Genomic DNA, 12,101 nt, shown 5'->3' with positions numbered 1-12,101 from the left:
GTCAAATGGTGATGGCCCAGCCACGGCTGGTCAGGATGGTTTTAGCGGTGGTGGCGTCCGTGGAACGCTGCTCGTTGGGCGCGCCCGGATTGCCGGAGTAATTAAAACTGCCGTTGGTTGCCATGCCAGCCCCCGCCAACTGAATGAGGGCATTGTCGATGGCTTCGGCGCTCAACTGGTTGTCCTCTGCCCGGACGTAACGCAGCTTGCTCAAGCCGGTTAAGTCCGGCAGGACCGTCAATTCGTTCTCGTAGCAGTGCAGGTAAAACAGTTCGCTCAAGCCGTCCAGAGACGGTAACGAGGCCAACTGGTTCGTATTGCAATACAGGTATTTCAGGGCAACCAGCCCATTCAGTTCGGGCAATTCGGTCAGTTGATTATTCCTGCAATACAAACCACTCAGGGCAGAGAGGTGGTTCAACGGGGGCAAGACGGTCAACCGATTGCCGTCACAGTCGAGTTGTTCCAGCAAGAGCTGCGCCCCCAGCTCGGGTAAGTCCGTCAACAGGTTGTCGGAGACCGACAGGTTTTTCAAGGCCACGAGGTTATCCAAGGGCGGCATCCGAACGAGATGATTGTAGGCAAGACTCAGGTCTTGAAGGGCGGACAAATGTTTGATGCCATAGGCATCTTCGAGCAGACCTTCCTCCACGCGCAGCGTCGTAAGATTTACCAGCGCACTCAGGTCGGAAATATAACGAAAACGGCCCCCATAGAGACATTCGATTGAGGTCAGTTCGGTCATGCGCGTGAGAGCCGGGAACCGTTCCAGTGGACAGCCATAAAGGGTAATGGAGCGCAGATGTACGAGGTTTTGCAGTTGCAGTTCACGGGCGTCCAATCCGTTCAGATAGATACCTGTCATGGCCGGATTGCACCAGATACGCATACTGGGCACACGCTCACCCTCGGGGAACGAAGCGATGCTGTCTGCCAGCTCCACGAGATGGAGCGGAGCGCTGGGGGGAAGCACCGTGGACGGGCCAAACAGTTCGTTAAGTTCACTCATGGCTCAGGCGTCCTGCCGTAGAAAGACTGTCCCCACCGGCGAGAGCACATCCACCTTCATTTCGTAGCCGAACCATTCGTCGCCCACTTCGGGCTGGTTGTTCAGGCGCACATTGCACCAAAAATCCTTGTGCATCAGGCGCGGGCTCTGAGAGTTCTTGTCATCCCAGACGCGCAACCGGGCGAAGCCGGTCAGGCTTTGCGGTCGCTGGAACGGGTTGATCTCACGGTAGTCGGGATTAGAGCCGGTCAATTCGCCGGATGCGCCATAAAAGAGGGATTCCACCGCCCGGTCATCGACTTCCTCCAACTGGAGCAAGTAGCCCAGCCGCAGTTGCGTGGTGAACACCCGGTCGAGGATTTTCACGCTCCGGTAGCTGCCGAAGTGCTCTTTCGTCTCGGCCTGATTCTGGAACGAGAACGCTTTCAGGTTTCCGAACATGGCATTGGCATCGTCATACTCGGCCTCATTGGCCGGGGCCGCCGTGATGCCGGTGATAATCGAGAAATCACCGCTGCCGATGAGGAGAAGATTCGGATTGGGCATGGTCTTAGGGCTGGAGGGTTTTTACCTGGAAATTGCAGAAGTAAATGATGAGTCCGCTGTCGAGCGGACCGGCTTCATACGCGGGCGTGTCAACCTGAAGGACGTGGCGCAGGCCGTGCTCGGTTGCCCAACTGGCCTGATGGAGTACGTTCAACACACGTTCGGCCACTTGCAGGGCGTTCTCGCCCGTCTTGTTCTGGGTGGGATTTTCCAAGGCGGACACCACCACCTCGTTATGCAGGAGAAGCCGGGGGCTGTCGGCCTTCGGCGTGGAACCGGAAGATTGCACCAGCATGAGGCAGAGTCCCTTTTCCTTCAAGGCCGACTCCAGACGCCGGTTGTGGTCGGCGGAAATGTTGGCGATGATTTCCAGTGCGTTCAGGAACGCATCGGTGCGCAACTGGGCCGTGACGGCAGGGATGACTTCAGAGAGCTTCATACGAAGATGCGGCCAACCGTCCGCTTGAGGGCTTCCTGCTGTTTGCGCCGGATGTAGGTTTTCATGTCGGTGGACTGGGCTCGTAGCGCCTTGTCCACGAGGCCGCGCTGGCGGTTCTGGACCATCACCCCTTCGAGGAAGCTGCTGATGCGCACGGAGGGATGGCGCTGGCCCTTGGCCGTGCGGATGAGCGCCTCACCGATCTTGCGGTTACGCCGTGAGGTGGCATTGTGCCGGGCGTTCTGGCCGTCGCGGTTGGATCGCCAAGCGCGGAACAGGTAGCTCACGGACAGGTATCGGATGGAGCGCTTGCGCAGAGCAAGTTCCTGTTTCACGGAGAGGGACTTGCCGTCCGCGCCCTTACGGCGACGAATGGCGTAGCCCCGGGCGGCGGCTTCCTGCTCGATCTTGTCCCGGGTCGGAGCAATGGACTTGAACTGCCGGTACAGTTCCCACTGCACCTTCTTGGCCCGGTTCTCGATCAGCGGACCGGCCTCGCGCTGATTGTACCGCAGGTATTCGCGCATGGCCTGGTCGAACTGACGCAGGGACCGACTGGATGCCGCCTCGGCCATCAGCGCCCCTCGAAGTAACGGGTGGACAGACTCACGAACTCGGCCCGGACCTCGATAGGCCAGTCGCGTTCGTTGTCGCCGTAGTGAGCCTTGGCATCTTCGACAAAGGCGTGCAACTCGTCACGAGTTACGTGCCCGGAGGCACGGGAGTGAACACAGGCCCCCACGCACAGAGCGCAGAGGCCGACAATGACAAGAAGGAGCGTTTTGTTCATGCCGCTGGCGCAATGTCAAAACGCGCCTACAGCTTGCCCAGGAACCGCAGCACCCCGAGCACGGCCACCACCAGCGGCGGGATGGCCGTCGTCACCCAGAAGAAACGCAGAAGCGTATCCATTTTTCCCTTGAGATCGCGGATGTCCGAGCGCAGGCCGTTCTCGCCGGTCTGCCCCCACAGCGTCACCTCAAGCACGGTCAGGCGCTTTTCGATCTCCCGAAGGCGGGCGAAGATTTCTTCGTGCTCGTTCATGCGTAGGACACCTCGCATTCGAAGTATATGGTGAGATCGCCCGGCGTGCGGACGATGCGTGTCACCCGGTAACGGGTGTCCTGCTCATCCTCGAAGCCATCTCCGACCACGGGCAGTCTATCAGGAAAAGATGAGACGAAACCCCGGACGCCCACGGCGTTGTCGTCACCAGGGGTGAGATCAAAGCCCTCCGCTTTCGGCTGAAGCGTACGGATCAGAGCCATGAAGGGGTGCCCGTTCCAACTCAGATAGGTACCGGCGATTTCGAGTAGTTCGGCAAAGCCCTCGGACTGGTCGGATTGCTTGGGAGTCATCCCCAAGTGGGCTTGTCAAAACAACAGTACCCTCGCATTCTGGTGAAATATCAAGAACCACACACCATGAACGAGTCAGATGTCGACCAACTTAAGCAGCGCGCGCATGGAGCTTTGGGATCGTTAGAAACGGCCTGTCGGAGTGAAATGGCGTCGCGCCATATCAGGCAAGGACTTCGTCCACGATTCCTTTATATTCAAGAGTGCCTCATATACATCAGAGGAGCTCACTCACCGCATGACCACTCGCCGAAGGATCGGATCGCAAACTGCCACATCAATATCTATCTCCATTACTTTTATATTTGTATTCGAGGGGCGATAGATAATATGGCATGGGTTGCTCAGCATATCCATAACGTTGTCCCAGATGCCTCAGAATCTCGCAAGCAGAGCTGCGTCAATCTATTCCCCGCCAAATCAGACAATGACTTTCGGAAGAACCTAAAGGGCCGCAATCCAAAGTATGTCGAAATCTTGGATAAGTTTGATCCGTGGTTAAAGGAAATCTGTGACTTCAGAAATCCGATAGCACACCAAATTCCAATTTACAGTCCTCCAAGCGTCGTTCCCGACACGGACCAAAAGAAATGGATGGATGCAAATAACCAGTTATCTCAAATCGACTACGCCCAAAGCCCTGATCTCTATATGAATAAACTCAGAGAGCGGAGTTCGATAGGAAAATACATTCCTTTGATAGTTGTGAGCCAGTCGAACCATATGGAGATATACAAGCTTCGCGATTGCACTGAACGCGATGCCATGCAGTTTTGGAGTTTTGCCCTAGAGTTCGTCACTGCACTAGTAGCTTCATGCAATGATAGCTCCACCGCTTCCGATGGAGACTCCGAGTCATGAACGACGGGCGGTTATACCACATTACTCCGCTGGCCTATGATGCGCGTGATGGAAGCATGAGCTTGTCAAGGGCTGTCGATGCTCAAGGATACGGGAATGGCCCTGTCTGAATTTGAGCACGCCAAGGTAGAGCAAGAACTCGTAAGCTTACTGGAAACGGTTCGTCCCCCGGTCGAGATGCGCGACCAGGTGGATGTTATCTACCGGATAAAGGGGCAGAGCATTGTCCTGATCGAAAAACGCCCCTACTGGAGGGATCCCAAGGAATTCACGGAGCGCGAATTCGCCAAGGTCACGTTCGTGAAAAGCACGGGCACGTGGAGCGTGTATTGGAAGCGTGCCAGCGGGCAGTGGGAGCGTTACGACCCCTGCAAGACGGTTCCAACACTGGAGGCGTGGATACGCCTTCTTTGCGAAGATGCCTACGGCTGTTTTATGGGATAAAAACAAGCCCCGACATGGCGCCGGGGCCTGTGCGATAACCGTAAACAAAACCAAGGTTTTAGTCGAAAGCTGCGATACCCGCCTCCGAGAGGACGGTCTGCAAGGCAGCCTTGAGTCCAGCGATGTCGTTGGCGGCAGCGATGGCCGCTCCGTCAACCTGCCGGATCGTGACCACCTCCCCTGTCTCCGAATTATAAACACGGATGCGGCCCTCTGGATCGACGACGGCCTGCGCCGTCACCGCACACAGCGGTTTGGGCGAAAGCTCGTTACGACCATCGGGCATGGCGGCAGCCTTGGCCCCGAGCGATTGAAGTTCTTCGTCAGTCATGAGAATTAGCAGGGTTAGGGTTTAACGATGCGGAGGATGCCTTCCTTGATGGCGCGGGTGAAGCCGTACACGCACTCGAAGGCGGCGATTTCCTTGCCCGAGTCGTTGTCGTAGTAGCGACGGTAGCCCAGCGTGATCCCAGTGGCGGGATCGGTGACGGGACCGGCCTCCAGGTAGGACTCGGGGCGGAGCGGCATCAGGTAGCGGTTGGCAATAGCCAGCCCACGCGGGTGAGCGGCGAAGCCGACCAGCTTTTCTTCATTCTCGGGCAAGATGGTCGTTTCAAAGATGTCGAAACCGTAGACGCGCGGGATGCGAGCCTCCTGAAAGGCGGGCTGGCTGACCTGAATGAGGTAGCTCTGAGAGATTTTCGAGTCGCCCAACAGCGCGGAGTAATAGGAGTCGTCCAGCACGAGCGAACGTTCCGTCACGGGCATGTTCACGCCCGCGCAAGCTTCGCGCATCTTCAGAACCTTGGCCGCATCGAAGGCGGTCGCGGTCACCGCAGGGATAGCGGCAGCGCCGTAGTTTTCCTCCGTGATCGCACCCCAGATGTCCTGCAACACGTCCTGGGCGAGCTGGCGGGCCTTGCTCTTGGCCAGCCGTTCGAGGCTGATGACGCTCGCCTCGGAGTATTCTTTGTCGGTAAGGTGGAGCGATTGGACCTTGTGCTGAGTCAGTTGCACGGGCACGGTATCCACGGAACTGTCGGCGTTCTGCGAGTAGCTGCCCTTGAAGTCGTAGGACTTACCGGCAGCGCCGATAAGCGGCACATGCACCGTCTTCCCCCGTTCGGTGAACTCGGCGGAAAAGTCGGTGGAGAAAGCACGCAGCGGCATGAGCGCCGCCACAAAGGCTTCGAGAAACACATCCGCGATACGGATGTCCTGAATGTTATTGAGTTGGTTGGGCATGGCTTAGCGGCGGGAAAGGAGTTGATCTTTGTGTTTGCGGAAAAAAGCGGTGCGCTGGCCGGGATCTTCGATGGCCCGGTACTGCGCCATCAGGTCCGGCTGCTCAGGCGTATCGTCAGGCTTGATCTGGAGGGGATCGACGCCGACGCTGGCGCAGATTTCGGCGGCCTCTTCTTCCGCCGACTTGGCGGCGGTCTTCAGGTCGCTGACGGTCGTTTCGAGCGAGCCGACCTGAGTCTCCAGCGACTGGATGGTCTGTTTGGCCGTGGCGAGGTCACGCTTGGCCTGGTCCGTTTCGGTGGCTTTCGCTTTCAGGTCGGTTTGCGCCTGAGCGAGAGCGGTTGCGCTCTCGTCCACCAGTTCGTTGGCCGCTCCCAGGTCGGCCTCCAGTTGCGAGGTCTGGCCGTCCTTCTCGTGGAAAGCGGCCAGGAGTTTGCCGTAGGTCTCGCGGGCGAGCGCGAGCGTTCCGAGGGTTTCCGGTGCGGGGAAGTCGTTCATTTCCCCACGGTCCGATGTCAACTGTGAGAAAGTTGACTACGAGACTCAGGAAGATAGAGACTATGCTAAAATGAGTAAGATAATTGCCGCTTTCGTGAATAAGCTTTCACAAGCCCACATAAGAGGCTGGGCACATAACCCCTACACATCTACGTTTCAAAAAAATAACCTTGAGCACTACCTTCGTGCGTTGATTGATCACAAGTACTCGGGAAACCTTCTAGTGGGGGAGGCTCCAGGGTACCTCGGCTGCCTAAAGACAGGTATTCCTTTCACGAGTGAACGGATCATCAATCAATCCAACCATCCCTTTTTGCTAAAACTTCGCCCTCGTATTTCCACCGCTGGGGATACGGCAGAAGCTACTGCTACAATCATTTGGAATGAGCAGGCCGACAGTGGCGTACTTGATGCGTTTTGGAATATTTTCCCCTTTCATCCGCACAAGAAAGGAACCCCGCGCAGCAACCGTGCTCCCAATGACGGCGAGATTACGACCGGGCTTCAATATCTACTCGATGTGCTCGATATTCTACAACCACAGCGAATCGTCTGTGTTGGGAAACGTGCTCAACAAGGGTGTAGCAAACGTATTTTGGGAATCAACGTTGAGACCGTTCCGCATCCATCATATGGCAAAAAAGCCATGTATATCGAAGGCATGGCGAGAATCAGGCATTCACCCGTTGATTGATTTCCTCATAGGCGTCGGCGTAGGAGCCGATGCGGTCAATGAGGTTGGCGGCTTTCGCCCGTTCGCTCAAAAAGGTTTGCCCGCGCATGGCCGACTGCTGCACAGCGCGGTGGGCGAGGACATGCTCTCGGAACTGCCCGAAGTAATCGTCCACCATTTCCTGAAGGTGTGCCCGGTGCGCTTCGGAAAAATTCGGAGGCCAGGTAGCGTCTTTCAAATCGCCACCCGTGTGCGTGATGTAGGCCGGTTTCCAACCGCGCTGTTCCCACTGGCCGGACGTATCCACCAGCGGCAGGATCGTGCCGATGCTGCCCACCTGCGCGGAGGGCGCGGCGACAATGCGACTGGCTCCGGCAGCGATAGCATAGGCGGCGGATGCGGCCAGTTCATCCACCCAGGCCACGGTGGGCACACCGCAGTCGGCCACGAAGCGGGAGGTCTCGACGTTGCCACTGGCCGCGCCGCCGGGAGAGTTCACATGCAGCATAATCCCGCGCGCGCCGGATTCCACCGCATCGGCAATCTCGGCTTTAATCTGTTCGTAGCCGGTGTTGCCGCAGGCGCGTTCAATCTGGCTCAAGTTTTTGCCGAGGACGCCAGTGACGTGGACATGGCCGATACCCTGAGAGTCGATTTCGAGGTCGGGCCGGGGGTTGACGAAGGCCGACAGGTCGAGGTTCTGCACCTCACCCGACAGGTGGCCTTGGAGGATTTCGTGAATACTCAGCCAGCCGGAAGTGGTGATGTTCCAAGGCTCGCGGTAAACGGCATGAAGGATATGGGCGAAGCGCATGACGGAAAATGGGAGCGAGGGGCAGGAGTCGAACCTGCACATTCCGGGGGATGAGTCCGGCTGACTGCCTCATTCACCCTCGCGTGACGCCTGTGCGCTCATGTCAACCAGCGCTGTAAGCTGTGTGCCCTGCGGGCGGTAAAGCATTTCGACGGGCACGCCGTACTTCTCAGACGCATCGAGGATACGCCGGGCGTTCTGGGCACGAATTTCCAACTGCTCATCGAAGTCCTGTCCGAGTTCGGCGTAGTGCTCCGCCAGCGTTTTCAAGCCGGTTTCCACGTCGGCCCGGTTCTGCTGGGCCTCGCGTCCGGCATCGACGGTGATGCGCCGGGGCGTGACGAAGCGCACCCGGTGCCAGCCCTTGACCGGCTCCAGTTCGCCCCGGTCGATGGCGTCCCCGATCACGTAGCCCCACGTCGGTTTGAGGAAGCGCTGGATCAGGATCATCTGCCGGAATGAAAAACGCCGGTCGGCCTTGGCCACGACCAGGCGCACCCCCGCCCCCCCGATTTTTGCCGAGTCCAGCACGAATTCGTAGGGCAGCATCCCGGCAGCGGAATCGCGCTTCAAGTGTTCGAGGAAACCGGTAAAAACCGGACTGGGCCGATCCGACTGATAGCTTTCCAGCGATTCGTTGGGTTTGAGGGAGACGACCTTGCCGCCGACAATGCGCTGCACCTGTTGCGGATCGCTGCCGTCTTCGGCCTCGGCATCGGCCTGGACGATGAAATCACCCGACTCGTCGATTTCGCCGCTTTCGCTTTTGAGCACGCGGGAAATATCGGCGTTGTCTTTGACCGCGTGCTTTTCCAGCGCCAGCAGTTCGATTTCATCGAGCAAATGGTTGATCGAGTGCTGGAGCGTGGGGGCACTGCGGGCACCGCTGGCTGACTCCGGCTCAAAGACGTGCATGACCGCGCTCGCAGGAACATCCCGTGTGCTGTCGTCATCCTGTCGGACACGGTAAAAGGCGGGTGCCCCGAAGCGGTCAAAGCCGATGCCATCAATGGTTTCCGTTCCCAGGGTGGCATCCCCGATCCGGTGGGATTCCACGAGTTGGATGCGCGGACGCCCAAAACGGTCCCGTACCTTGACGACGAAATATTCGCCGTCCACATCGACACCCCGGCAAATCAAACTCTGGCACTGCTCAAAGCTGAACCGGCCCGTGATGTCGGCCCGCTGTGCCCAACGGGCGAAAAGCTCTTCGGCTGCTTTGTTCCAGGCCGTGTCTGCGGTCTGCGCCTGCGGCTTGATCCCGTCGCTCACCGAGTAAATGGCCATATCACTGACCATCTCCCGCACGAAGCCGGAGTTCTTGTGCAAATAGCGGCTTTTCCGGACCAGCTCGCGTCGAACAGCCGAAGTCAGTTCTTTTTTCGCGTCAGCGGGAGCCGCGCCGGGCACACGTCCGCGCCGCAGTGACGTGTTGGCCCCTTCATAGGGAGAGAAGGAAAAGAACCGGGTAATGCGTTGAAAGAGATTCACAGCCACGAGGTATTGTCAAAGTGAGATGCGACAAGCATCCCGGGGTGCAGGGCAGCCCTGCTTACTTGGGCAAATGGCCGATGACGCCAGATTGCATGGCGGTACGTTTGGGACGGGCATGGGTCTCAGGGGCCAACTTCACGAGAGCGTCCTGACAGGCCCGGATGATGGCATGGATTTCATCCAGACGGCGCTTGCTCACGCTGGAACCGTCGTTGGCGTAGGCCGCCTGCGTCTTTTTCAGTTCCGCTTTCTGCACCGCCAGAATCTCCTCGATTTCCGGCACGGTGAAGCCAATGCTGTAATCAATCACGTCCGCCATTACCGCTGGCAGGCGTGTCAACAACGCTCTCCCGCCCGATGATCTTGAGCATGGTGGCGGCGGCAGCCTGCATGGATTCGCAGTCCCAGTAGTGGTTAGGGCGTTTGCCGATTTGTTTCCACATCCAGGTATTCTTTTCCTTGGCCCGGTGCTCGGATTCCATCTGCGAAAGATAATCCTCGTCGATGTCGTCGGGGACTTCCCATGTCGGGCCTTTGGCCGGGTCCTGATTGCGCCGGAGTCGGGCCAGCGTGTCCTTGATGTTGAGGTTCGACCAGTAATGGACGTAGCAAGACTGCCGCGTGCCGAGCACGACTTTGCGCCGGGGCGAGTAAAAGCGCTGCACGCCGCCCTTCTCTTTGCTTTTGTGCGGAAAGGTCAAACGCCGGTCCCCGATCAGCGCCACCCAACCTTTTTTCGAACACTGCCGGTACACGTCGTAGGTAGCGTGCCCGGCATCGACGAACACTAGGTTCGGATGAATCTCATACCGCTCCTGCAAGAGTTCGATGTCGTCGAAGGTCAAGAGACGTTCATTCCAGACCAATCGGGAGGAACCGTTCGGGCTCCACGAACGCACGACAGCGAACAGGTGGTCCATCTGGCAATCCACCGTAAGGATGCGTAGCGGAATGACCGCCCCCTCGAACGGGGGCGCGACCACCTTCCCCTGCCGGGTGATGCCGCCTTCTTCTTCCCAGGACTCACCTTTTCGGTAGCCGCAGGTGGCAATCTCCATCTTGTAGTCTTCGACGTATTCGCGCCAAGGAAGCGCGAGACGCTTCTGGTAAAACTGCTGGAGCAAGGAGGTGTCGCCCTGCCGGGCGGCGGCTTTCGCCCGCAGGTAGAGTTCGGCCAGCTTCCCCCAACTCATGGCGCACAGCGCGTTCCAATGAAAGCCGACATTCTCCGGGGAGGCGTTGGTGTTGGTGCAGATGTATTTGCCGGTGGCGTTCAACTGACGGCGGGTGGCATCCGAGTCGGTGAAGTAATGGTTGCAGTGCGTGCAGCGCAGGATAGTCGAATCGCGCACGGCGGAAAAATCCCAGTTCCCCTCCGCGTCACGAGCCGACTTTGACCACTCGACATTCTCCCAGGCGAAGGGCTGACGCTTGCCGCAGTGGGGGCAAGCAAAGGTCCACTCGCGCATGTCGGTCGTCTCAAACTTGCGGTGGGTGTCGTCGTTTTCCTCGCCGCCTTGGCTCATGAACACGCACTTACCCAGCCAGCCGAATGCGGTCACACGGGCCTCGGCTTCGGCCATGTTCCCGGCAGGCCAACGCCAGGTTTCATCTCCGAAGAGCCAACGGATGGAACGACGCTGAAGGTTCGTCTTGTTGTGCGCCCCTAATATCCACAACGTCATGCCGTTGGAGAAATGAACCGTGTGGTTGCGCCGCTTGTGACGGTCGCGGGGAAAGAGATCCCTCACCGGTTCGCACTCTTCAAAGAGTTTCTGCAAGCGTGACTCGGACTGGTCTTTGGCGTCTTCGTCGGTCTGGTCCAGCCACAGGCACGGCCCCGGCAGGTTCTTGACGATATAGCACAGGGTCAGTTCGGGGATAGTGGTTTTCGAGGACTGGACGCTGGCCAGAATCGAAACCAGCTTCACGCGGGGATCGACGATGACTTCCATCACCTCTCGCACCCACGGAGAGTTATCCGAGCGGAACCGCCCCGGCATGGGCGAATACGGAATCGCGGGGATGTGGTCCTCACACCACTGCCACGGGGGGCGGCGGTCCGGGGGACGCACGCCCTCGGCGAACATGCTGGCGATGTCCGCGTTCATGAGCCGGTCCAGCCCTGAAAGAATTCATAGGCTTCACGCCGGGCCTCATCGATGGCTCTGGCGTTTTCCTCGCGGATGCCCACCGCATCCTTGCCGCAGGACAGCGGCGGCAACTCGTCCTCCAGACGCTTGTGCAAAATGGCGAACAAACGGGCCAACCCTTCAAGCACCGCACGGCGCACATCCTCGCGGTGCAGGTAATCGCCCCGCTTGATCGACAGACGAAGCTCGCGTTCCTCGATGTCCACTAGCAGTCGGCGGGCTTTCAGGGCCTCGGTCGGGTGGCCAACGTCGTTCGAGCCCTTCAAGCCCCGGATGCGTATGAACTCGCGCCAGCGGGCCACTTCGTGTTCGCCGTTGGGCAGGGGGGCGGGCGCGCCTTCCATCTTCCGCCAGGAACTCAGGGTCCGGCGCGTAACCCCGAGGATTTCCGCAAGCTGGACAAGGTTCTTGGCGTAAGTCGTCGAGTCCTGGGAGCCAGCGGCCAATGCCTCGACCCGTGCCCGCTCCGCTGAGGTCAGCGTCTTGCCCCCGGCGACCTTTTTGATGACGTTCTCCAAATCCTTCTGGAGAACCTTTTCCGCCGCCTCGCTGTTAATGCTCATCGGG

At 58.7% G+C, this 12,101-nt stretch carries 18 protein-coding genes and 1 tRNA gene; 3 read left to right on the top strand and 16 right to left on the bottom strand.

The features are described 5' to 3' along the window. Position 1 precedes the first annotated feature (1 nt). Genes K0V07_RS09890 through K0V07_RS09860 form a run of 7 tightly spaced genes read right to left on the bottom strand, consistent with a single transcriptional unit; the run spans position 2 to position 3,352 of the window. Positions 2 to 1,009: a leucine-rich repeat domain-containing protein gene (locus tag K0V07_RS09890; protein WP_220621224.1), complete on the bottom strand. Its 1,008-nt coding sequence runs from the start codon at positions 1,007 to 1,009 to the stop codon at positions 2 to 4. A 3-nt stretch (positions 1,010 to 1,012) separates the two neighbouring features. Beyond that, complete coding sequence (locus K0V07_RS09885) at positions 1,013 to 1,555, bottom strand: hypothetical protein (RefSeq protein WP_220621223.1); 543 nt, start codon at positions 1,553 to 1,555, stop codon at positions 1,013 to 1,015. A gap of 4 nt (positions 1,556 to 1,559) precedes the next feature. Continuing rightward, a complete protein-coding gene (locus K0V07_RS09880) occupies positions 1,560 to 1,994 on the bottom strand; it encodes a hypothetical protein (protein ID WP_220621222.1) in 435 nt (144 codons plus the stop codon). Then, positions 1,991 to 2,569, bottom strand: coding sequence for a hypothetical protein (locus K0V07_RS09875; RefSeq protein ID WP_220621221.1), 579 nt, complete (start codon positions 2,567 to 2,569; stop codon positions 1,991 to 1,993). Before K0V07_RS09875 ends, K0V07_RS09880 begins: the two co-directional genes overlap by 4 nt. Further along, positions 2,569 to 2,784, bottom strand: coding sequence for a hypothetical protein (locus tag K0V07_RS09870; protein ID WP_220621220.1), 216 nt, complete (start codon positions 2,782 to 2,784; stop codon positions 2,569 to 2,571). Before K0V07_RS09870 ends, K0V07_RS09875 begins: the two co-directional genes overlap by 1 nt. Positions 2,785 to 2,810: 26 nt before the next feature. Continuing rightward, entirely contained in the window at positions 2,811 to 3,038 is a 228-nt protein-coding gene (locus tag K0V07_RS09865; protein ID WP_220621219.1) for a hypothetical protein, read from the bottom strand. Further along, positions 3,035 to 3,352, bottom strand: a complete 318-nt coding sequence (locus K0V07_RS09860) for a hypothetical protein (protein WP_220621218.1) — start codon at positions 3,350 to 3,352, stop codon at positions 3,035 to 3,037. Before K0V07_RS09860 ends, K0V07_RS09865 begins: the two co-directional genes overlap by 4 nt. A gap of 66 nt (positions 3,353 to 3,418) precedes the next feature. On the opposite strand from K0V07_RS09860, the gene K0V07_RS09855 reads away from it, so the two are divergent. Then, positions 3,419 to 4,213, top strand: a complete 795-nt coding sequence (locus tag K0V07_RS09855; RefSeq protein WP_220621217.1) for a hypothetical protein — start codon at positions 3,419 to 3,421, stop codon at positions 4,211 to 4,213. A gap of 96 nt (positions 4,214 to 4,309) precedes the next feature. Continuing rightward, on the top strand, positions 4,310 to 4,657 hold the full coding sequence (locus K0V07_RS09850) for a DUF3024 domain-containing protein (protein WP_220621216.1): 348 nt from the start codon (positions 4,310 to 4,312) through the stop codon (positions 4,655 to 4,657). Between the two features lie 58 nt (positions 4,658 to 4,715). Here K0V07_RS09850 and K0V07_RS09845 read toward each other — a convergent pair whose 3' ends face one another. From K0V07_RS09845 to K0V07_RS09835, 3 genes are read right to left on the bottom strand one after another with little or no spacing between them, the layout of a single operon-like run. Beyond that, complete coding sequence (locus tag K0V07_RS09845; protein WP_220621215.1) at positions 4,716 to 4,988, bottom strand: hypothetical protein; 273 nt, start codon at positions 4,986 to 4,988, stop codon at positions 4,716 to 4,718. Between the two features lie 14 nt (positions 4,989 to 5,002). Further along, complete coding sequence (locus tag K0V07_RS09840) at positions 5,003 to 5,902, bottom strand: hypothetical protein (RefSeq protein ID WP_220621214.1); 900 nt, start codon at positions 5,900 to 5,902, stop codon at positions 5,003 to 5,005. 3 nt (positions 5,903 to 5,905) lie between these two features. After that, positions 5,906 to 6,400, bottom strand: coding sequence for a hypothetical protein (locus K0V07_RS09835; RefSeq protein ID WP_220621213.1), 495 nt, complete (start codon positions 6,398 to 6,400; stop codon positions 5,906 to 5,908). Between the two features lie 70 nt (positions 6,401 to 6,470). On the opposite strand from K0V07_RS09835, the gene K0V07_RS09830 reads away from it, so the two are divergent. Further along, positions 6,471 to 7,094 carry a uracil-DNA glycosylase gene (locus K0V07_RS09830; protein ID WP_220621212.1) on the top strand — a complete coding sequence of 208 codons (624 nt, stop codon included), beginning with the start codon at positions 6,471 to 6,473 and terminating at the stop codon, positions 7,092 to 7,094. Here K0V07_RS09830 and K0V07_RS09825 read toward each other — a convergent pair. From K0V07_RS09825 to K0V07_RS09800, 6 genes are all read right to left on the bottom strand, one after another. Beyond that, a complete protein-coding gene (locus tag K0V07_RS09825; protein ID WP_220621211.1) occupies positions 7,072 to 7,887 on the bottom strand; it encodes a S49 family peptidase in 816 nt (271 codons plus the stop codon). The two genes, K0V07_RS09830 and K0V07_RS09825, sit on opposite strands and share 23 nt — an antisense overlap. 13 nt (positions 7,888 to 7,900) lie before the next feature. Beyond that, positions 7,901 to 7,970 (bottom strand) — tRNA-OTHER (locus K0V07_RS09820). Beyond that, a complete protein-coding gene (locus K0V07_RS09815; RefSeq protein WP_220621210.1) occupies positions 7,957 to 9,384 on the bottom strand; it encodes a phage portal protein in 1,428 nt (475 codons plus the stop codon). The genes K0V07_RS09820 and K0V07_RS09815 overlap by 14 nt, the downstream gene beginning before the upstream one ends. Before the next feature lie 55 nt (positions 9,385 to 9,439). Further along, the gene (locus K0V07_RS09810; RefSeq protein ID WP_220621209.1) at positions 9,440 to 9,700 is read right to left on the bottom strand and encodes a hypothetical protein; all 261 of its coding nucleotides are present in this window, start codon (positions 9,698 to 9,700) and stop codon (positions 9,440 to 9,442) included. Further along, positions 9,684 to 11,492, bottom strand: coding sequence for a terminase gpA endonuclease subunit (locus tag K0V07_RS09805; protein ID WP_220621208.1), 1,809 nt, complete (start codon positions 11,490 to 11,492; stop codon positions 9,684 to 9,686). The genes K0V07_RS09810 and K0V07_RS09805 overlap by 17 nt, the downstream gene beginning before the upstream one ends. Continuing rightward, a complete protein-coding gene (locus K0V07_RS09800) occupies positions 11,489 to 12,097 on the bottom strand; it encodes a hypothetical protein (RefSeq protein ID WP_220621207.1) in 609 nt (202 codons plus the stop codon). The genes K0V07_RS09805 and K0V07_RS09800 overlap by 4 nt, the downstream gene beginning before the upstream one ends. Positions 12,098 to 12,101 lie beyond the last annotated feature (4 nt).

This window comes from Ruficoccus sp. ZRK36 (assembly GCF_019603315.1).
In the GTDB taxonomy this organism is placed as follows: Bacteria; Verrucomicrobiota; Verrucomicrobiia; order Opitutales; family Cerasicoccaceae; genus Ruficoccus.
This window is presented reverse-complemented; position numbering and strand designations above follow the sequence as displayed.